This is a genomic window from Bordetella muralis (assembly GCF_054781015.1).
The window spans coordinates 1,035,282-1,054,338 of the sequence record NZ_BAAGVF010000008.1; the positions used below are offsets into that span (position 1 = coordinate 1,035,282).

At 60.0% G+C, this 19,057-nt stretch carries 20 protein-coding genes; 7 read left to right on the top strand and 13 right to left on the bottom strand.

Annotated elements, in window-relative coordinates; all coding sequences use genetic code 11:
• Nucleotides 1–20: 20 nt before the first annotated feature.
• Entirely contained in the window at nucleotides 21–770 is a 750-nt protein-coding gene (locus ACYVIT_RS22455) for a glycine zipper 2TM domain-containing protein (RefSeq protein ID WP_415804689.1), read from the bottom strand.
• A 124-nt stretch (nucleotides 771–894) separates the two neighbouring features.
• Between ACYVIT_RS22455 and ACYVIT_RS22460 the strand changes: the two genes are divergently transcribed.
• The 4 genes from ACYVIT_RS22460 to ACYVIT_RS22475 all read left to right on the top strand — a co-directional run bounded on the left by ACYVIT_RS22460 (nucleotide 895) and on the right by ACYVIT_RS22475 (nucleotide 4,419).
• Nucleotides 895–1,116 (top strand): DUF3717 domain-containing protein, encoded by a 222-nt coding sequence (locus ACYVIT_RS22460; RefSeq protein WP_094819496.1) that lies wholly within the window; start codon nucleotides 895–897, stop codon nucleotides 1,114–1,116.
• A gap of 99 nt (nucleotides 1,117–1,215) precedes the next feature.
• Nucleotides 1,216–2,115, top strand: a complete 900-nt coding sequence (locus ACYVIT_RS22465; protein WP_415804690.1) for a LysR family transcriptional regulator — start codon at nucleotides 1,216–1,218, stop codon at nucleotides 2,113–2,115.
• 246 nt (nucleotides 2,116–2,361) lie between these two features.
• Entirely contained in the window at nucleotides 2,362–3,381 is a 1,020-nt protein-coding gene (locus tag ACYVIT_RS22470; protein WP_415804691.1) for a hydroxyacid dehydrogenase, read from the top strand.
• A 39-nt stretch (nucleotides 3,382–3,420) separates the two neighbouring features.
• Nucleotides 3,421–4,419, top strand: a complete 999-nt coding sequence (locus ACYVIT_RS22475; RefSeq protein ID WP_415804692.1) for a Bug family tripartite tricarboxylate transporter substrate binding protein — start codon at nucleotides 3,421–3,423, stop codon at nucleotides 4,417–4,419.
• 8 nt (nucleotides 4,420–4,427) lie between these two features.
• On the opposite strand, the gene ACYVIT_RS22480 is transcribed toward ACYVIT_RS22475, so the two are convergent.
• The 5 genes from ACYVIT_RS22480 to ACYVIT_RS22500 form a co-directional block, all read right to left on the bottom strand.
• Nucleotides 4,428–5,033, bottom strand: a complete 606-nt coding sequence (locus ACYVIT_RS22480) for an SCO family protein (protein WP_415804693.1) — start codon at nucleotides 5,031–5,033, stop codon at nucleotides 4,428–4,430.
• 18 nt (nucleotides 5,034–5,051) lie between these two features.
• Nucleotides 5,052–5,945: a heme o synthase gene (gene cyoE, locus ACYVIT_RS22485; protein ID WP_415804694.1), complete on the bottom strand. Its 894-nt coding sequence runs from the start codon at nucleotides 5,943–5,945 to the stop codon at nucleotides 5,052–5,054.
• A 29-nt stretch (nucleotides 5,946–5,974) separates the two neighbouring features.
• Nucleotides 5,975–6,985, bottom strand: coding sequence for a COX15/CtaA family protein (locus ACYVIT_RS22490; RefSeq protein WP_415804695.1), 1,011 nt, complete (start codon nucleotides 6,983–6,985; stop codon nucleotides 5,975–5,977).
• A 14-nt stretch (nucleotides 6,986–6,999) separates the two neighbouring features.
• Nucleotides 7,000–7,668: an SCO family protein gene (locus ACYVIT_RS22495; protein ID WP_415804836.1), complete on the bottom strand. Its 669-nt coding sequence runs from the start codon at nucleotides 7,666–7,668 to the stop codon at nucleotides 7,000–7,002.
• A 90-nt stretch (nucleotides 7,669–7,758) separates the two neighbouring features.
• Complete coding sequence (locus ACYVIT_RS22500) at nucleotides 7,759–8,574, bottom strand: SURF1 family protein (RefSeq protein ID WP_415804696.1); 816 nt, start codon at nucleotides 8,572–8,574, stop codon at nucleotides 7,759–7,761.
• 34 nt (nucleotides 8,575–8,608) lie between these two features.
• Here ACYVIT_RS22500 and ACYVIT_RS22505 point away from each other — a divergent pair, with 34 nt between their 5' ends.
• Entirely contained in the window at nucleotides 8,609–8,809 is a 201-nt protein-coding gene (locus tag ACYVIT_RS22505; RefSeq protein ID WP_094819629.1) for a twin transmembrane helix small protein, read from the top strand.
• Nucleotides 8,810–8,925: 116 nt separating this feature from the next.
• On the opposite strand, the gene ACYVIT_RS22510 is transcribed toward ACYVIT_RS22505, so the two are convergent.
• From ACYVIT_RS22510 to coxB, 5 genes are all read right to left on the bottom strand, one after another.
• Entirely contained in the window at nucleotides 8,926–9,801 is an 876-nt protein-coding gene (locus tag ACYVIT_RS22510; protein WP_415804697.1) for a cytochrome c oxidase subunit 3, read from the bottom strand.
• A gap of 10 nt (nucleotides 9,802–9,811) precedes the next feature.
• Nucleotides 9,812–10,036 carry a DUF2970 domain-containing protein gene (locus ACYVIT_RS22515; protein ID WP_415804698.1) on the bottom strand — a complete coding sequence of 75 codons (225 nt, stop codon included), beginning with the start codon at nucleotides 10,034–10,036 and terminating at the stop codon, nucleotides 9,812–9,814.
• A gap of 6 nt (nucleotides 10,037–10,042) precedes the next feature.
• Nucleotides 10,043–10,168 carry a cytochrome oxidase small assembly protein gene (locus ACYVIT_RS22520; protein WP_217903900.1) on the bottom strand — a complete coding sequence of 42 codons (126 nt, stop codon included), beginning with the start codon at nucleotides 10,166–10,168 and terminating at the stop codon, nucleotides 10,043–10,045.
• Nucleotides 10,169–10,187: 19 nt separating this feature from the next.
• Nucleotides 10,188–11,807 carry a cytochrome c oxidase subunit I gene (gene ctaD / locus ACYVIT_RS22525; protein ID WP_415804699.1) on the bottom strand — a complete coding sequence of 540 codons (1,620 nt, stop codon included), beginning with the start codon at nucleotides 11,805–11,807 and terminating at the stop codon, nucleotides 10,188–10,190.
• A gap of 93 nt (nucleotides 11,808–11,900) precedes the next feature.
• Nucleotides 11,901–13,061 carry a cytochrome c oxidase subunit II gene (gene coxB, locus ACYVIT_RS22530; protein ID WP_415804700.1) on the bottom strand — a complete coding sequence of 387 codons (1,161 nt, stop codon included), beginning with the start codon at nucleotides 13,059–13,061 and terminating at the stop codon, nucleotides 11,901–11,903.
• A gap of 245 nt (nucleotides 13,062–13,306) precedes the next feature.
• Here coxB and ACYVIT_RS22535 point away from each other — a divergent pair, with 245 nt between their 5' ends.
• Nucleotides 13,307–14,137 carry an NUDIX hydrolase gene (locus ACYVIT_RS22535; RefSeq protein WP_415804701.1) on the top strand — a complete coding sequence of 277 codons (831 nt, stop codon included), beginning with the start codon at nucleotides 13,307–13,309 and terminating at the stop codon, nucleotides 14,135–14,137.
• A gap of 3 nt (nucleotides 14,138–14,140) precedes the next feature.
• Here the strand turns inward: ACYVIT_RS22535 and ACYVIT_RS22540 are convergent, their stop codons facing one another.
• Entirely contained in the window at nucleotides 14,141–16,849 is a 2,709-nt protein-coding gene (locus ACYVIT_RS22540) for a cation:proton antiporter (protein ID WP_415804702.1), read from the bottom strand.
• Nucleotides 16,850–17,027: 178 nt separating this feature from the next.
• Here ACYVIT_RS22540 and ACYVIT_RS22545 point away from each other — a divergent pair, with 178 nt between their 5' ends.
• Nucleotides 17,028–17,831, top strand: coding sequence for a phosphodiesterase (locus tag ACYVIT_RS22545; RefSeq protein ID WP_415804703.1), 804 nt, complete (start codon nucleotides 17,028–17,030; stop codon nucleotides 17,829–17,831).
• A gap of 286 nt (nucleotides 17,832–18,117) precedes the next feature.
• Here the strand turns inward: ACYVIT_RS22545 and rpoH are convergent, their stop codons facing one another.
• Nucleotides 18,118–19,005, bottom strand: coding sequence for an RNA polymerase sigma factor RpoH (rpoH, locus tag ACYVIT_RS22550; protein ID WP_415804704.1), 888 nt, complete (start codon nucleotides 19,003–19,005; stop codon nucleotides 18,118–18,120).
• Nucleotides 19,006–19,057 lie beyond the last annotated feature (52 nt).

Below are 19,057 nucleotides of genomic sequence, written 5' to 3' on the forward strand. Positions count from 1 at the left end.
CAGTCTCCAGGAGGCGATGCTTAGCGTGGCAGCAGTTGGTCGTTTTCGACGCGGACGTGATCACCGGAGGCATAGGCAAACGGCTGCGAGCTGCGAAACGTACGCTTGCTGCCATTATCCATGCGCACCGTCAGCTCGTAGTGTGTCACGGTCTGTTGCTGTCTGATATTACGCTCGATTTCATGACCTGCCAAAGCGCCACCGACGGCGCCCAGCACGGTCAGAGCGTCTTTGCCGCTGCCCCCACCGAACTGATGGCCTACTACACCTCCGACGACACCGCCGGCGACGGTGCCCACCACGTTATAGCCCTCGTTTTTCTTGGGAACCTGGACGGTCCGTATGGTCTCCACCACGCCACAGTTCGCGCAAGTGGCAGAGGACACGGACGATTTGCCGGCCGCCGAGGTCTGAGAGGCAGACGATTTTGAGACGCTGGCGGACTTGGCTGGCGCGGGCGATGGGGCTTTGGTGCGGCCTTGCGCGGAAGCATCAGCCTGGGAGGCCGGGGGAGCAGTCTCCCCTTCGCCTACGACGCCTGATGAAGCGTCGGGGTCAGCCGAGGCCTGCTGCGCCTCGGCCTCGGCCTGGACTTGAGCTTCGTGCACAGGCGTCTGGCCGGTAGGCTCTGCCCCGGGTGTGGGAATCCAACCCAGCAAAGAGGCCACTGCGACTGTGGACAACACGATGACCGACACGGCGGCGGTAGCTACCAACGGGTGCAAACGGCGACGCGGCGTTTCGCCCGGCGTAGGAACTTGGGTATTCATAATGTGCCTCCATCGACAACACGGCCCGTTATATAGCATCTGGCCGCAGTATCGGCGTGTTGCTATCGTGACGCTTTGCAAACCGTGGCGGACTTCTCACGCGTCGTTCTGGGACAATACCAGCATGAATACGCCCATCTCATTGCCCGACCTCGAGCAGGCCATCAATTATTGGCGCAACCGGCTGCCCTCGCAAGGCGAGGAGGCCCGCCTATGTGCCGAGGCTGCCGCCCTGGCGACGCCTTACGCGTTGATGATCATGGGACATCAGCGCGAGATCACGCCGGCCGAGTTGACGCCTGCGGCGCTGGCCGCGTACCAGGCGTGGCGCGCAGCGCATGGGTGAAAAGGGCATTGCCCGGTGTAGCGTCCGCGACGGTTTATCTCAGAAAAGCGAATTTATTGATATATTTGATTTCGCTTTTTTCCCACCGCCGGGCGAGATATGACTCTCAAACAACTGGAAGCGTTCTATTGGGCAGCAATCTGCAAGAACTTCGCTATTGCCGCCAACCGTTTGAATATCTCCGTCTCGTCGCTCTCCAAACGCATCGGCGAACTGGAGACGTCGCTGGGCGCGCAACTCTTTAATCGCAGCGCACGCACCGCAACGCTGACGCCGTTGGGCGATCACCTGCTGCCTCATGCGAAGGAGTTGCTGCGGGGAGCGGACCTGTTCATGCAGCAAGCCGGCACACATCTGAACTACTCGGGGCGCTGCTGTTTCGGCGTGGGGGAATTGACCTCGTGGACGTGGATGCCGCAGTTTATCGAGGCCATTCAGCGCGATCATCCCGATTTGCGGGTCGAGCCCTTTGCCGATGTCGGCCATCTGGTAGAAGACAAGCTGGAGGAAGGAGAGCTCGATTTCGCGATCATCGGCGGCCCCTCGTCCCGACCCGCCATTGCGTCCAGCACCATCGGGCAGGTGGAATTCTCGTGGGTGGGCACACCTCGCGCGCTCGGCCGGCGCGGCCCGGCACTACCTGCACAACTGTCCGAGCTGACACTGGTGACGCTGCCGCATAACTCCGGCGTCATCCGTATCCTGGACGAATGGCTGACCAGCAACCGGCTTGCTCCCGGACGTACGCTGTCGTGCAACAGCTGGGGCGCAGTGGCGGGGATCATCCGCCAGGGATTGGGCGTAGGCTTTTTGCCGAGCGCCTGGGCACAGTTGCTGTGTCAACGCGGCGAAATGGTGCTGCTGGCGGAGTTTCCGCCACTCACGCCGCTGCAATATTGCTTTGAATGGCGGCGCGACGATACCCGGCCCATGTTGGAAAGCATGCGCAAACTGGCTGTGGAGACCATTGATTTTCACGCGCCCAGCTGCATGCTCTGAGTCGACGGCATGCGCGCGGCGCCTTTGCACGCCTTTCTCGCCAATCTTTGTTTCCTAAAAGCGTTTTATTTTTTGGAAAAATATTCGCTTTATTTCACCACATAAGTTCCGTACAGTCCTCGAAACGACATCATGGAGACTTGCGCGCCGCGACTGCCTGAGTAGGCATCCGGCCCCGCGCACTGTCCCTTGCTTGTCCGAGCGCGGCGGCTTAGCGCGCACCGCACGTTAAAGGACGGTTTGAGAATGACACCTCTTGTTTGCCGATTGGACCTGTGGGTCAATCCGATTTTTGATGAACTGGTCGCGCAATCGGCCACGCTATCGGTATTGCCGGCCCGCGGCAACAAGGATCACACGCTAGCCCAGCTGCAGCAGGCCCATGCCTATCTGGCTTCGGCGGCCAAGGACGAGCTCCCGCACGAATGGTTTGTCTCACGCGAATTGCTGCGCAATTGCCCTGAGCTGCTTTGCGTCTCGTCCTCAGGAGCCGGCTACGACACCATCGACGTGGCCGCGTGCACCGAGGCGGGCGTAGCCGTCGTGAACCAGGCGGGCATGAATGCGGACTCGGTTGCCGAACACACCTTTGCCTTGCTGCTGGCCGTACAGCGACGCATCGTCCTGTCTCACCAGCAACTCCGCACTGCGACCGGCTTCAGCCGTGAATCGCTGATGGGCCATGAAATACGAGGCACCTGCATAGGCCTGATCGGCGTCGGCGAAATTGGCCGCCGGGTAGTGCGGATCGCACAGGGTTTTGGCATGCGTGTGTGCGCCTATGATCCGCTGCTGGATGCAACGACGATCCGCGAACGCGGAGCCGAACCGATGGATCTGGACATGTTGCTGGCCACCGCGGATGTCGTCTCGCTGCATTGCCCGCTGAATGCTCAGACACGCGGGATGTTCAGCACGCATCAATTTTCCGCCATGAAGCGCGGATCGGTATTTATCACCACGGCCCGTGGCGGCATTCACGATGAGGCCGCGCTCAATGCGGCCTTGACCAGCGGTCACTTGGCGGGCGCTGGCCTGGACGTCTGGGATCAGGAGCCTCCGGGCAACGACGCCCCGCTGCTGCAGCATGACAACGTCGTAGGAAGTTTTCATACGGCGGGCGTGACCCACGAAGCCCGGCGCAATGTCGCGCGAGGCGCGGCAGAACAACTCATCATGATGCTGCGCGGCGAACGGCCGCCACGTCTGTTGAACCCCGATGTCTGGCCACGGTTTCTAGAGCGCCTTGGCCGGCATTCTTTCTGAAAACGAGCGGGACATCCGCCATCACCAGGAGACAACCTTATGCAGACTCTGAACTTGCGGCGCCATTTCATTCGCTTGACGGCGAGCGCAGCCTGCCTTGGCGCGGTAATGGGCCTGACAGGCACGGCACAGGCCGCTAACTATCCCTCGCACCCTATTAATTTCATCGTGTCGTATGGCCCTGGCGGCGGGACGGATTTGGTCGCCCGCATGATGGCGCCGTTTCTACAGAAGTACTTGGGTAGCGACAGCCGCATTGTGGTGCTGAACCGGCCTGGTGCGGGCGGCGCCATCGGTTTTGCGGAGCTCGCGCGTGCGCAGCCGGATGGCTACACCATCGGTTTCATCAACACCCCGAATCTGCTCACGATCCCCATTGAGCGCGAAACCTCATTCACCTGGAAGAGCTTTGATCTGATTGGCAACGTTGTCGATGATCCCGGGGCTTTCGCGGTGCTCGAGACCAATCAAGTGAAAACCTTGGCCGATCTGACTGCCTATGCCAAGCAAAAACCGGGTAAGGCCACCGTCGGCACGACCGGCACAGGCTCTGATGACCATTTGGCGATGCTGCAATTCGCACGCGCGTCAGGCGCCAAGCTGACTCATGTGCCCTATAAGGGCGCGGGCGAAGTGCGCGGCGCAGTGGCAGGCGGCGAAATCATGATCGGCGCCATCAACGTCGGCGAAGTTCTGCAATACAAAAAAGGCGGCACGCCGCTGCATTTCCTGGGGCAAATGGGTTCGACGCGTTCATCAGCGCTGCCCGATATCCCCACCTTTAAGGAACAGGGTTTCGATATCGAGCTGGCCTCATTACGCGGCCTGGCCGCGCCCAAGGGTCTGCCGGCGGATGTGCGCGACAAGCTGGTCGATGCCTTGAACAAGACTATGCAAGATCCGGAGTTTCAGGCCAAGGCGCGCGATATGTTCGCCCCGCTGCGCTATTTGGCGCCAGCGGATTACGCCAAGGAACTGGAGGTGGGCGAAGCCAATTTTCGCAAGCTCTGGCAGCAATCGCCCTGGATCGACAAATAGGCCGATGATCAGTCGAGCAATAGCTTGATATCGTGCACCATCGCCTCAACGCCGATGGTGCTGTTGGCCAGCACACGCGACTCGCCTTTACCGTCGAACAGGTAAAACGCGGCAGTGTGATCCATGGTGTAGTTCTTGCCGTCCCCGGTCGGGACCTTGGCGTAATAGGCCTTGAACGAGGCGGCCGTGGCTTTGACTTGATCGGGCGTGCCGGTCAATCCCAGGAAACGCGGGTCGAACGTCGTGACGTATTGCTTGAGGATCTCGGGCGTATCGCGCTCGGGATCGACACTGATCAGCAACACCTGGACGCGATCGGCATCGGGCCCCAGTTTCTGCATGACCTGCGACAGCTCTGCCAAGGCCGTGGGGCAAACATCGGGGCATTGGGTAAAGCCGAAAAATGCCACGACGACTTTCCCGGCGAAATCCTGCAACGTGCGCGCCTGGCCGTTATGGTCATTCAATGCCAGCGCTTTACCCAATTGCGTACCGGAGATGTCGTTACCTTTGAATTTCGGTGCAGGATCGCCGCAGGCGGCCAGAGCACTCGTCAGCACAAGGGCAGCCGCGCCACGCAGCACGGCACGGCGATGGGTAGAAAACACGGACATGAAACGGGATCTCCCAGGTCAAAGCAATATGCCGGCCCAGTGGTCCACCAACAACGCGGCGAACAACAGCGACAGATACAGGATGGAAAAGCGGAACAGCCGGCGCGCCAGCTCGTCGCTGTATTCACGATAAAGCCGCCAGGCGTAGGCGACAAACACGGCGCCCAACACGAGTGCCGATGCCAAATAGAATAACCCGCTCATGCGGATGATATAGGGCAGTGTGGTCGAGGCCAGCAACACGAGGCTATACAGCAGGATCTGCAACTGCGTGTATTTCTGCCCATGCGTGACCGGCAGCATGGGCAGGCCCGATTTGACGTAATCGTGCCTGCGATACAGGGCCAGCGCCCAGAAATGCGGCGGCGTCCAGATGAAAATGATCAATACCAGTATCCATGCCTCGGCCGGCACGGAATTCGCGACTGCTGCCCAGCCCAGGGCCGGCGGCATCGCACCCGACAGCCCCCCGATGACGATATTCTGCGGCGTGCGCGGCTTGAGAATGATGGTGTAGATGATCGCGTAACCCACAAATGTGGCAAACGTCAGCCACATGGTCAGCGGGTTGACCAGGTGATACAGCACCAGCATGCCTGCCCCGCCGAGCAAGCCCGACAGCGTGATGACCTGGGCAGACGAAATCGTGCCCTGCGCCGTAGCGCGGCGAGCCGTGCGCAGCATGCGCGCATCGACTTCCTGTTCGATCAGGCAATTGATGGCAAAGGCCGCGGCGGCCAAGAGCCAAATACCGAGCGTGCCAAAAACGACATGGTTGAGATCAGGTACGCCTGGCACGGCCAGGAACATACCAATGACGGCACAGAACACCGCCAGTTGTGTCACGCGCGGTTTGGTCAGCACGAGATACTGGCGTAGCAGGCCGGATTGAGGAGCGGCAAGACTGGACATAATGGGGCTATTTTAAACGCTGACGGCCATCAGGCGGTCGGAGCAGGGCGCCCGGCGTTGGAAAGACGCACCAACATGACCACGCAGGCCAGGGTCAGCCCGGCTGCGCCCCCATTATGTAACACTGCAATCAGCAAGGGCCACTGGAAGAAAATCGTGGTCAAACCGGTACACAACTGTGCCGCCAGCAGGGCCAAGGTCAGGGTGGCCGGCCCCCTCAGGCCGGGCTCCGCCCGCAGGCGCCACGCCAAAATCCCCAGGTAAATCAACACTACAAACGCAAAATTGCGATGTACCCAGTGAATTGCCGTCAGGGCATGCTGGGAAATCATCTCGCCAGAGGGCAATTCACCTAGCCCCCGGATGATGGAAAAACCACCGTGAAAATCCATATCCGGCAGCCATTGCCCGTGGCAGGTCGGAAAATCCAGACATGCCAAGGCGGCATAGTTCGTACTGACCCAGCCCCCCAGGGCGACTTGCACGGCCAACAGCGCAACGCCCACGATCAGCCAGGGACGCCATCGGATGGCAGTGGCCGGCAGCGGCGCATGCGGGTGCTCGCGGGCCGACAGCCACGTCATCAGCGCCAGCAGCGACAGGCCCAGCACCAAATGCGCGGTCACCACGGCAGGCATGAGCTTGTGCGTCACCGTCCAGGCGCCAAAAGCCCCTTGCACGCACACCGCAACCAGCGTCACGACCGCCAACGCCGGAGAACGCCCCAGTTCGCGGCGATAACGCCAAGCCATGAACACAATCGCAATGATCAACATGCCCAGAAACGCACCGACATAGCGGTGAATCATCTCGATCCACGCTTTGGAAAGCGTGACCGGCCCGTAGGGCATGGATTGCGTGGCCTGATGAATGTCGCCCATGGCGCCCAGGGGCGTCACCTTGCCATAGCAGCCGGGCCAATCCGGGCAGCCGAGCCCGGAGTCGGTCAAGCGCACAAACGCACCGAACATGATCAGGTCGAGCGTCAGAAACCAAGTGAAGAAAACCAGCTTGCGATAACGTTGTTTGATGTGTTGCATAGTAAGACCGGCCGTCAGCCAATGCGCGAGCTATAGATCAGTTTGCTGATGTCTTTGCGCACCTTGACGCCATCGGCCTCTGGGGGAAACTGCAGCATGAGATTGCCCAGAGGATCAATGACCCAGATGGGCCCCAATAGGTCCGAAGGGGCGGATAAAGCGGATTGACCGGATGAAGAGGAATTCGATAACGATGGAACAGGTGAATCAGACGGCTGGCCAGAGGTGGGGGTGGTAGGCGCCCCCGCATCCCGCGCCACCAGGAAACGCGCCAATTGCTCGGGCCGCGCCCGGACCATGATGGTGCCTTGGTAGGCCTCCAGCACTTTGGCGGGGACGTCGCCGTCGTCAGTGATGAACCAGACACGCGCCAGACGATCGACGTTTTTTCCCTGGCTGGCATGCGAATTACGGGTGATGAAGAGCTTGCGGGCGCAGGATTCCGGGCAGGCCGCTTCACCCACACTGAGCAGCAACCATTTGCCTTTCAAGCTTTGCAGATCGAAAGGCTTGCCCTCTAGTGTAGTCAATTGCAGCTCGCTCGCGCTCGGCATGGGGCGCTGCGGCTCGATCAAGGTGCCGTAGTTGCTGGAGTCGTCCGGCCACCATTGCGGGTTGTTGTACATGACAAAGGCCGCCAGAATCGGTGCCAAGGTGCACAGGAACACCAATACCAGCGGCATCAGCGAGCGTTTTTTTGCAGGAGCAGTAGGAGTTACTTGGGCCACGCGCGTTTTCCTGTGCAAGAATGAATGATCAGACCGGCGACACATTCAAGGGTTCTGGGAACCATCGAATTGGCGTTCGCGCCGGCGGCGCAAGGCACGCCATGCCAGCACCAGCCAGGCAGCCGCCGCAATCGCAGCGAACGAGAACCACTGCAAGGCATAACCCCGATTCTGGTTGTAATCGACCGAAGGTTGGGGCCAATCGCGCACCAGTGTATCCGCGCCACGCGTTTGCATCAGCACGGCCGGCAGCAGGCTCAGACCGGTGGCTCGAGCATAGGCGGGCAACTCCAGATTCTGGACTTGAGGCACACGGCCGTCCGCGGCAGGCAGCGCGTCGGGTAACTGCCCCTGCGACGCGCCGCCCAATGACCAGAGTTCGAACAAACGAGGCACGCGCGCAGACAGCTCGCCGATGACGGACTGCACACCGGCCGGCGTGTCGGGTAATTGCGGCGCCGATGACCTGGGTGACGGAGATGAAGACGACGGGGGGGACAGCGAGCGCGGCAACCAGCCTCGCAGAACCAGCACCGCCCGGTGACTCGCGGCGTCCAGCAATAGCGGCGTGGCCAGCCAATAGCCGGGCTTGCCGTCCTGATTGCGGTTATCCAGCAGGACGCTGTATTGATTCAGCCATTGCCCTGTGGCCTGGGCCGGCCGCCAGGCAGTCAGCACATCGGACTGCGTCTCGGGGGTCAATACCAATGGCGGCTGTGCCCGTCCAGCCTCGATACTGGCGGCAATGGCTCGCCGTTCATCGGCACGGCGCAGTTGCCACGCCCCCAGTGACGCCAGCACTGCAACGGCTACGCCCAGCAATACCAAAGCCGCAAAGATACGCCGAACTGAATGAGCCATGTCTGCAATAATTCCGTTTTACCCGGAGGCCAAAATGCGCATATTTGTCGTCTTGGCATTCATCGGTATTTTGGCCAGTCTCGCCTCTGCGCTGATTTATTTGATGAAAGACAAGGGCACGACCAATCGGACCGTCAACGCACTGACCGTACGTATCGGGCTGTCGGTCGCCCTATTTCTGTTTGTCTTGTTCGCCCATCATATGGGCTGGATCGAAAGCACCGGTTATCGATGAGCGCCAGCGTGGCTGGCCGGCCACAATACGGCCGTCGGTGCATTCCCTCGCAGCAAATCACAATCGCTGGTGTGCGAATGCCCCCTGACGGGGGCATTCGCGGTCGCTCAGACGATTTAGAACCAATACACGAACAGGTACAGGCCGAGCCAGACCACGTCCACAAAGTGCCAATACCAGGCTGCGCCCTCGAAACCAAAATGATGGTCGGCCGTAAAGTGTCCGCGCATCAAACGAATCAGGATCACCGTCAGCATGGTCGCGCCCATAATGACGTGAAAGCCGTGGAATCCAGTCAACATGTAGAACAGCGACCCATACACGCCTGAGTTGAATTTCAGATTCAGTTCGGTGATGGCGTGATGGTATTCATAAGCCTGACAGGCCACAAACACAAAGCCCAACACCACGGTCGCAAACAACCAGAACATGGTTTTACCGCGATGGTTCTCACGCAAGGCATGGTGCGCGATGGTCAGCGTCACGCCCGAGGACAACAGCAAGGCGGTGTTGATGGTGGGCAGCCAGAACGGGCCGACCGTCTGGAAATGCTCGACGACGCCTGCCGGCCCGAAATTCGGCCATGCCGCCTGGAAATCCGGCCAAAGCATCAGTTTGTGGTCCAGGTCTCCCAGCCAGGGCGTCGTGATCGTACGCACGTACCAGAGCGCGCCAAAAAAACCCGCAAAGAACATGACCTCGGAAAAGATGAACCAGCTCATGCCCCAGCGATACGACAGGTCGATGCGCTTGCTGTTCATTCCCGTCTCGGACTCGTGTATAGCGTCGCCGAACCAGAAATACAACACGACTATCAGACTGAGTATCCCGGCCAGGACCAGCCACTTTCCCCAACTGACATCGTTGACCCAGGCAGCCGCGCCTATCCCCGTTGCCAGCAAAGCCACAGCGCTGCGCACGGGATGAGCAGAATCCGCCGGTACGTAGTAGTACGGTGCCTCTTTTCCTTGAACCGAGTGGCTTGCACTCATGGTCTTCTCCTTAGCTCAAACTAGCCACGGCCCATCGCACGATAGCGACTAGCACCAACACAAAAATCACGCCAGCCAACACGCCGGCCACGATCAGATGCACGGGATTCAGTTTGCCCGCATCCTCTTCGTAGCCTGCCCCGCGCCGCACGCCAAACATGCCCCACAACACCGCTTTCAGCGTTTGCAGGAAATTCAGCTTGCGTTGCGAGGCATTCCGGATGTCGTGTGTCATGGTTACCTACTTCACGGCTACGCCACCCAGCGTCGCCGAACCTCGAAAGAAGGTCCAGGCAAAGATGGCCACCACCAGCGCCAGCAAGACCAATCCGATAATCCGGTTACGACGACGTTGTTCTGGAGTCATGACAACCTGCGAGTCGGATTCACTTGACCTCGGGCGGCGTTTCAAAGGTATGGAACGGGGCCGGCGATGGCACGGTCCATTCCAGGCCCTCGGCGCCTTCCCAGGGTTTTGCGGCAGCGACCTCGCCCTTGCCACGGTAACAACGCAGGATGGTGTACAGGAACAGCAGTTGCGACAGGCCGAACCAGAATGCGCCGATGGTGGCGATCTGGTGGAACGTCGTGAACTGCGCGGCGTAGTCGGCATAGCGGCGCGGCATGCCGGCCAGACCCAGGAAGTGCATCGGGAAGAACGTCACGTTGAACGAAATCAGCGTCGACCAGAAATGCCATTTGCCGAGTTTTTCGTTGTACATGCGGCCGGTCCATTTGGGTACCCAGTAATAGGCGCCTGCAAACAGGGCGAACAACGAGCCAGCCACCAGCACGTAATGGAAATGCGCCACCACGTAGTAGGTATCGTGCACCTGGATATCGATGGGCGCGACCGACAGGATCAGGCCCGTAAAGCCGCCCATGGTGAACACAAAGATAAAGCCCACCGCGAACAGCATCGGGGTTTCAAAGGTCATCGAACCGCGCCACATGGTCGCGATCCAGTTGAAAACCTTTACCCCGGTCGGGATGGAAATCAACATGGTGGCGTACATGAAATACAACTGGCCGGTGACGGGCATGCCGGTGGTAAACATGTGGTGAGCCCACACGATGAACGACAGCACCGCAATCGCCGAGGTCGCATACACCATGGAAGCATAGCCGAACAGCTTTTTGCGGGCAAAGGCGGGCACGATGGCCGACACGATGCCGAACGCCGGCAAGATCATGATGTAGACCTCGGGATGCCCGAAGAACCAGAACACGTGCTGATAAAGCACCGGGTCACCGCCGGCGGCCGCGTTGAAAAAGCCGGTGCCAAAATGGCGATCGGTCAGCACCATGGTGATGGCAGCTGCCAGCACGGGCATCACGGCAATCAGCAAGAACGCCGTGATCAGCCAGGTCCAGCAGAACAAGGGCATCTTCATCAGCGTCATGCCCGGTGCACGCATGTTCAAAATCGTGACGATGACGTTGATCGCACCCATGATGGACGACGCGCCCATGATGTGCACGGCAAAAATAGCCAGGTCCATGCCTGGGCCCATCTGGGCCGACAGCGGAGCATACAGCGTCCAGCCGGCAGCCGTCGCGCCGCCTGGCACAAAGAACGATGCCGTCAGCATGATGGCAGCCACGGGCAGCAGCCAGAAGCTGAAGTTATTCATGCGGGCAAAAGCCATGTCGGACGCGCCGATCTGCATCGGAATCATCCAGTTTGCAAAGCCCACGAATGACGGCATGATCGCGCCGAACACCATGATCAGGCCGTGCATGGTGGTGAACTGGTTGAACAGCTCCGGCTGAAAGAACTGCAGCCCGGGCTCAAAGAGCTCGGTGCGCAGCAACAGCGCCAGCGTGCCGCCCTCGAGCAGCATGACAAACGAGAAGATGAGATACATCGTCCCGATGTCTTTGTGGTTGGTCGCAAATAGCCAGCGGCGCCATCCCGTAGGGATCGCGTGGTGATGGTCATCGTGGCCGTGGTCGTGGCCCTGTCCGTGGCCTGGCGACACGTGGTCTACAGTGACGCTGCTCATGATCGACTCCTTCCTGCTATGTGCCGGCCTCGTTTGACGGGGCCGGTCGTGTCTCGTAACGGGTGCGACTACAACAAGGGCCGGGGCCGGCGACTAGCGCTTGGCCACCGAGTCCTTGGGCTGTACCACGGGGTCTTCGCCCTTGCCCGCATTGCTCCAGGCGTGGCGCGTATAGGTAATGACGGCGGCGATTTCAACGTCATTCAGCTGACCGGCAAACGCCGCCATCGCGGTACCGGGACGGCCGTGCAGCACCGTCTGCAGTTGAGCGTCCTTGGGACCCAGCACCGTCTTGTCGCCGTCAAGCGCAGGGAACGAACCGGGTACGCCCTTGCCGTTGGCCTGGTGACAGGCCACGCAGTTCGCGCCATAGACTTTCTCGCCGCGGGCGATGAGCTCTTCTTTGGTCCATTCCTTGTTGGGATCGTCGGCGTTGGCGGCCATTTTCTTTTTCTGGTCTTCGGCCCAGGCGTCGTACTCGGCCTGAGGCAGAACCTCGACCACGATGGGCATGAAGGCGTGGTCTTTGCCACAGAGCTCCGCACACTGTCCTCGGTAGATGCCGGTTTTTTGTGCACGGAACCAGGTATCACGCAGGAATCCGGGAATCGCGTCCTGCTTGACGCCAAAGTCGGGGACCATCCAGGAATGGATGACATCGCCCGCCGTCAGGACGATGCGGATTTTTCTGTCGACCGGCACCACCAGATGGTTGTCGGTCTCCATCAAATAGTACTGGCCCTTGGGCTCTTTACCCTCGATCTGGGCACGAGGCGTGGACAATGTCGCCAGGAACTTGACGCCGGCGGCGGGCCCATCGAGGTATTCGTAGCCCCATTTCCATTGATAGCCCGTAACCTTGACAGTCAGATCGGGACTGGACGTGTCTTTCATGGCGACGACCGTCTTGGTAGCCGGCAGCGCCATGGCGATCACGATGAAAAAGGGAATGACCGTCCAGGCGACTTCGACGCCCAGATGCTCATGGAAAGTGGAGGCTTTATGGCCGCGTGATTTTCGGTGCGCCCAAATGGAGTAGAACATGACGCCGAAGACGCCAATGAAAATCACACCACAGATTATCAGCAGCAGCCAATGCAGCCACATGACATCCTGTGCTATCTGGGTGACGCCTTCGTGCAGATTCAGCTGATCAACTTTTGGGCCGCCGGGCATGTCTTGTACCTGCGCACCAACGGCACAGCTAAACAGCAATACACAGGCGCCCAGTATCCCTCTCCACCACTTCTTCATGCTTACTCCGAAACATGTCGCGGGCTCTTCCGCGCCCGCTTAGCCGCGAGAGGGCGGAATCCACGCAATTATTTAAGACGGCAGGTGCGAAACAGACTCGAAGCCGGTTTACCCCACTCGAATCACAAAGAACCGCGGAATTATAGCGGACGCACCACCGCCGATGTTATCCAGCGCTCTAGCATCATACACAACTGTGCGAGATCGGCCCGTCTGCGGTGCTCGCGGTGCACTAAAATCCCCTCATGCTGACGACTTCTTTTCATCATGAACCGGCCCGGATGGCCGCGCTGTACGCGCAATTCACGCAACGTGTACAAGAGCCGCCCCCCGAGTTGGCGCGGCCACTATACATCGCCGATCGGTGTTGCGGGTGGGCGACGCACGCCGCCTGCGATGCGCTCAGGCGGCTGCCGAAAGTACAGGTAGAGACCGATGCGCTGCGCATCGGTGCCGGGCTTGCCATCGGACCTGAGCTGAACGCACTATTGGCTCAGGTTGCGCAAACACTACGCGAGGCGGACTGCCTGCGTGGGTGGCGTGACGAGCTGATGGATGTCCTCGGCCCTGACGGATGCCTGGGCATCATCGAACGCGCCGCCATGCGTCCGCTCGGGCTATTGACGCGCGCGGTGCACCTGAACGCATGGACCCCGGATGGCCGCCTGTGGGTAGCGCGACGCGCACTCAGCAAATCGACGGACCCCGGCATGTGGGACACCTTGGTAGGCGGCCTGGTCAGTACACAAGAAGATCTGGAACAAGGGTTGTTGCGAGAATGCGCAGAAGAAGCCGGCCTCGCGCCCGCGTCGCTGACGACACGCACGCCACTGCGCACGATACTGCGCGTGCAGCGTCGATTGCCGGAGGGGTATCAGGTCGAGGACCTGCTGACCAGCACCTGCGTCCTGCCGGCTGACACACAACCGGCAAACCAGGATGGCGAAGTCATGGAAATCGCCCACATCACGGTCGCCGAGGCCGTGCGTCAGATCGCCGATGGCGAATTCACCGTCGAAGCGGCACTGGTGATCCTCGAAGACATCACCCAGCGCCGCGCCCACGGCGAAATCTGACGCTCACGCCTCTTGCGCAGCAGAAGGGGGCGATGGCGGTCTCGCCGGCGTCTCCACCTCGGGGGCAGCCGCAGGCGCTGGTTCTGACGGTGCGGTGCCTCCGGATACGGCCGCAGACGCCAGATTCGACGACGCTGCTGCGGCGGGCGCAGCGGAAGGCGTTTCGGGCGGCGGTGCAGTCACTTGCGGGACGGGTGTCGCCGAAGGCGACGTTGTCCCAGTCTGAGAAAACTGCCGCCAGACTTCGATAGCGCGCAAGCGCTGTTTGGCCACGACCTGGACTCGTTCGCGCAAATTCACGTCCCGCGCCAAAAGGGCCTCAAAATCACGCAGCGACAGCATCAGTAATTTGCTGTAGCCCAACGAATAGACATCGGGCGTGATTTGTTGCTCGCCCAATAGCGCCAACTCGCCGAAGAACTCACCGCTGCCCAACTCGATCGCGGTGCCGTCAGGCAACTGCACAGACACCGCACCAGAGGCTACGAAACACATTTCCAGTCCATGCCGACCACGCGTCAACACGGGTTGATCGGGCAAGGCCAGGCGTGGTTTCAGGAGCCGGCTGATGGCACGCAATGAATCGGCACTCAAGCCCTCGAACAAAGGCACCCGGGTAATCAACTCTGCAGCGCCGAGCTCCATATCCAGAGGGGGATGCTTGTCAATGTGACGCCAGCGGCTCTTCAACTGGTTCATCAGATCTGCGTACACTTCACCACTGATGAGGAATTGCTCCAGCATGTCGTGATAACGGATGCGTTCGAGCTCGCGCGCCGTACGCCCCAGATAGCTTTCTTGCAGCCACAAAGCATATGAGGGGTATTGCAGATTGAGCGCCTGCAACGCATGGGCGATCAGATCCAAGCGCCGTTGATGTACCGCCACAATTTGCTGGGCAGCCGTCTCGCCCAGTAATGGCGCGATCTGTTCTCGAGAAAAGACAATCAGCCGTTGAGCCACGGATTGCTTGGTCAATAGACCGGCAAAGCGCTGTCCCAGCTCATAGGCCAGCCAGCCTTGAAAGCCAAACATGTAATGCATGCGCAGAGCCAGGCGAAACGCCCTCGAATAGCGCACGTCCGCTACGATGCCGCGTTCAAAGCCCTCCACCCCCCCCGTGCGTATGGCGTCTTCCAGGCGTTCGGACCGGGCCAGCAAGGATTCCGCCATGCGCCAATCCACAATTTGCGCTTTCAGAATATCAAAGAACATTTCCTGCTCGCGCTGCGCCAGGATGACGAGCCCCACCGCGACGCGTTGCTCATCGGTCATCTGGCTCACCTGACCATCGTGCACACTGGCCAGGCTCGCATCGAACACGGCGTGAATACGATCACGGGCCTCGGGGCTGATATGGTCTGTTTTCGCGATGTCGTCGGCCTTGTCCTGCAAACCCTCGAGCGCGACGACCAGCGCCTGATTACGGATCGTGCGTTCGACCATCGATAGCTGGTTCAGCCCCAGCATGCGAATCAACGGACGCAAGGTCATGCCATTAACAAACAGTGTCGACAGTACAAAGCCCGTCGTCACAACCGCGATAAAGTGCCGCGCGTCCTCAGGTACTGCCGCTTGTTCCGTCACGGCCAGCGCCAAGGCCAACGATACGGCGCCCCGCAGGCCGCCCCACATCATGACAAGCTTGTAGGGCGTACTGACTTTGGTGCCCAGCGGCGTCAATCCGAGCAGCGGCAACAGGCCGAACACGACGATACCGCGCGCCAGCAGTGTCACCACAAAGACCACTACGACCAGCAGCAGCTCTTGCAGATCGGTCGCGGCCATCAGTTTGGGGACCAGCATCGCGGCAAAAATAAAGATCAGCGAGTTCGCCCAGAATCCGAACTGCTCCCAGGAACTGGCCAGATGCTCGAACGTCACGGGCGACATGCGGGTCCGTCCCGTCGAGCCCACCACCAGCCCTGCAATCACAGTGGCGACCACGCCAGACACGCCCAAATAATGTTCGGAAATGAAAAAGGACAGATATGCCAGGGTCAGCGTCAGCGTGATCTCGGCGGTAGGAAACCCGCGCAGCCAGGCAAATAGAAAGCATGCCCCGCGGCCCATGACATAACCCGCCAATCCACCGCCGATAAAGTGCACGACGAAGTCAGTGAATATGCCGCTGACCGACAGCGTGCCCGTGCCGCCCAGCACCGCGAGCAGCACGGAATACAAAGCAATCGAGGCGGCATCGTTGAACAGGCTTTCGCCCTCGACGAGCGTAGTCAATCGCTTGGGAGCTCCGACCTCGCGGAATATCCCCACCACCGCCACCGGGTCTGTCGTGGCCACGATCGCCCCCAGCAGCAGACACGCCACCAGTCCATACGACGACACGGCATTGACGGTGAAACCGACCACGACGGTACACACCACCACCGCCACGATGGCCATCATCAAAATAGGACCGATATCGTCCATCAAGCGACGCACATTCATGGCCAGGGCGGTTTCAAACAACAGCACCGGCAGGAACACCATCAAGAAGGTTTCGGATGAAATCTCGAAACGTTCGATGGTGTCGAACAGATCCCCCAGCACGGGCGGAGCCCAACCATGCAAGTGCAGTCCGATACCCAGCAAGCAACCCACAATGGCCAACAGGACTGAATAGGGCAGCTTGACGCGACCGGCCAAGGGCGGCATGAAGCACACCAATGTGAGTAGGCCGGATAAACCGAAAACAATAAAACCTATATCCATGAAGGGTGTACAAGCCGCAAACGTATCAGACAGAGAACAAGGATAGCTTTTTTTACGGCGTTCCAGCGAAGATGCCGCTGCGGCGCACGTTTCGTTACGGGTCGGGACTGTTCAAATGGTCCAGTGGGGACGCTTTTTGGGTATGGTACTGAGCTTTATTGGATATTCAGGAGGCCTCTTGCCGGGTTCGACTACCAGCGCGGGCCGCGCCGACGCGCCAACACTGCTGGTGCAGCTGACGGATTTACATCTGATGGCTGAACCAGAAAGCGTCATGTGCCAAGTCAACACCGATGCCAGTTTGCGTGCGGTGATGGACTTGGTTCGCGCCAACGGGCATCGCCCCGATCTATTGCTGGCGACCGGAGATCTGTCGCAAGATAGCTCTGTCCAGGCCTATCGACGCCTGCGCAGTCTGCTGGAGCAGACTGACTGGCCAGTGCGCTGCCTGCCGGGCAATCACGATGATCCGCGACTCCTGCGTGAAACCATGGGACTCTGGGCACAGCCTGTCACGGACATCGGCGCCTGGCGCATCATTTTGTTGGATTCCACGGTACCCGACTCGAACGCGGGCCATATCAGTGAAGAACAATTCGATCTGCTGGAACAGGCATCGGCTTTGGCAGGCGATCGGCACGTACTCGTTGCGCTGCACCACAATCCGGTACAAATGGACAGCAGCTTTCCCGACAAGATGATGGTGGACAATGCGCAAGCGCTGTTTCAGCGTCTGGCCAACCTGCCGCGCGCGCGGGTGCTGTTGTGGGGCCATGTCCACCAGGCATTTGACCGCCGCCGCCACCACATGCGCCTGCTGGCCACCCCGTCGACGTGCTTTCAGTTCAGCATCCGCGACGGCCAGCACGTGCTGGACGACTCCCCGCCGGGGTACCGCTGGCTGAAACTGTACCGTGACGGATCGCTGGCGACCGGCGTACGGCGCCTGAGTGATGCCGCCTGGCTGCAGGCAAAAAAATAGGGCACCGATATGCGAGGTGCCCTGCAAGCATCCGTTTCATAGGGGAGGGGAAGAGGAGAAGCCGAAACGGATGCAAGACTACACGCCGGGATGCGGCAATTGCGGTCTACAGGTATTTAGTCTCGGCGGCGTCGAATAAGTTTCCTGTGCGAGCCGTCTTCAGCAGCAGAAAATCGAATCAAATTGTATCTATAACGGAAATTTTGTTTCAACCATAACCCTGCCCAAAACGCGAAAGCCCCGGCATCGCTATGCCGGGGCTTTCGCGTACAACAGAATGGGCGAATCAGGCGGCAGCCAAGGCGCCACGCATTTTCTTTAGTGCAGCAGATTCGATCTGGCGAATGCGCTCTGCGGAGACGCCGAACTCTTGTGCCAGCTCTTGCAGCGTGGTTCCGCCTTCGTCTTGGAGCCAGCGGGCCTCGATGATGCGGCGGGAGCGTGCATCCAGGGCTTGCAAGGCGTTCGCCAAGCCTTCGCCTTGCAGCTCATCGTGTTCACGGCGATCAAGCACGCGCGTCGGCTCTGCATGGCCCTCGTCGGACAAATACGAGATAGGCGCATACGCCTCGTCCTCGTCGTCCTGTTTTTCCAGCGACATGTCGCGGCCCGACAGGCGGACCTCCATTTCGCTGACGTCCTCGCGGCGCACGTTCAGTTCCTGGGCAATGCGATCGACCTGCTCGGGGTCGAGTGTATGACCGTCGGGACGCATGCTGCGCAGATTGAAAAACAGCTTGCGCTGGGCCTTGGTGGTGGCCACCTTGACCATGCGCCAATTGCGGATGATGAACTCGTGAATCTCGGCCTTGATCCAGTGCACGGCGAACGACACCAAGCGCACGCCACGTTCTGGGTCAAAGCGCTTGACGGCCTTCATCAGACCGACGTTGCCTTCCTGGATGAGGTCAGCATGGGGCAGGCCATAGCCTAGATACTGGCGAGCAACGGATACCACTAGGCGCAGGTGCGACAACACCAACTCACGGGCGGCCTGAATGTCGTCCTGGTCGCGCAAACGGCGGCCGAGTTCGGTTTCGCGCTCGGCAGTCAACACCGGCAGGTGATTGACCGCCGAGATGTAGGCTTCGATCGTACCTAGTGAGCCCGGATTGGCAACGGCCAGCGCCAGAGCGTTGCCGGACAGGGCCAACGAACTACTGGGTTGCTTCATGGTTGCGTCCTCCAAGATAGAAATTGACAGGGGCATCAGTTGATATTAGCAC

Coding starts and splice junctions, on each gene's coding strand:
- ACYVIT_RS22465 (WP_415804690.1), top strand. CDS start 1,216: ATGACTCTCAAACAACTGGAAGCGTTCTATTGGGCAGCAATCTGCAAG.
- ACYVIT_RS22490 (WP_415804695.1), bottom strand. CDS start 6,985: ATGCAACACATCAAACAACGTTATCGCAAGCTGGTTTTCTTCACTTGG.
- ACYVIT_RS22460 (WP_094819496.1), top strand. CDS start 895: ATGAATACGCCCATCTCATTGCCCGACCTCGAGCAGGCCATCAATTAT.
- ACYVIT_RS22505 (WP_094819629.1), top strand. CDS start 8,609: ATGCGCATATTTGTCGTCTTGGCATTCATCGGTATTTTGGCCAGTCTC.
- ACYVIT_RS22540 (WP_415804702.1), bottom strand. CDS start 16,849: ATGGATATAGGTTTTATTGTTTTCGGTTTATCCGGCCTACTCACATTG.
- ACYVIT_RS22470 (WP_415804691.1), top strand. CDS start 2,362: ATGACACCTCTTGTTTGCCGATTGGACCTGTGGGTCAATCCGATTTTT.
- coxB (WP_415804700.1), bottom strand. CDS start 13,061: ATGAAGAAGTGGTGGAGAGGGATACTGGGCGCCTGTGTATTGCTGTTT.
- ACYVIT_RS22520 (WP_217903900.1), bottom strand. CDS start 10,168: ATGACTCCAGAACAACGTCGTCGTAACCGGATTATCGGATTGGTCTTG.
- ctaD (WP_415804699.1), bottom strand. CDS start 11,807: ATGAGCAGCGTCACTGTAGACCACGTGTCGCCAGGCCACGGACAGGGC.
- rpoH (WP_415804704.1), bottom strand. CDS start 19,005: ATGAAGCAACCCAGTAGTTCGTTGGCCCTGTCCGGCAACGCTCTGGCG.
- ACYVIT_RS22515 (WP_415804698.1), bottom strand. CDS start 10,036: ATGACACACGACATCCGGAATGCCTCGCAACGCAAGCTGAATTTCCTG.
- ACYVIT_RS22480 (WP_415804693.1), bottom strand. CDS start 5,033: ATGTCCGTGTTTTCTACCCATCGCCGTGCCGTGCTGCGTGGCGCGGCT.
- ACYVIT_RS22500 (WP_415804696.1), bottom strand. CDS start 8,574: ATGGCTCATTCAGTTCGGCGTATCTTTGCGGCTTTGGTATTGCTGGGC.
- ACYVIT_RS22475 (WP_415804692.1), top strand. CDS start 3,421: ATGCAGACTCTGAACTTGCGGCGCCATTTCATTCGCTTGACGGCGAGC.
- ACYVIT_RS22455 (WP_415804689.1), bottom strand. CDS start 770: ATGAATACCCAAGTTCCTACGCCGGGCGAAACGCCGCGTCGCCGTTTG.
- ACYVIT_RS22495 (WP_415804836.1), bottom strand. CDS start 7,668: ATGCCGCTGGTATTGGTGTTCCTGTGCACCTTGGCACCGATTCTGGCG.
- ACYVIT_RS22510 (WP_415804697.1), bottom strand. CDS start 9,801: ATGAGTGCAAGCCACTCGGTTCAAGGAAAAGAGGCACCGTACTACTAC.
- cyoE (WP_415804694.1), bottom strand. CDS start 5,945: ATGTCCAGTCTTGCCGCTCCTCAATCCGGCCTGCTACGCCAGTATCTC.
- ACYVIT_RS22535 (WP_415804701.1), top strand. CDS start 13,307: ATGCTGACGACTTCTTTTCATCATGAACCGGCCCGGATGGCCGCGCTG.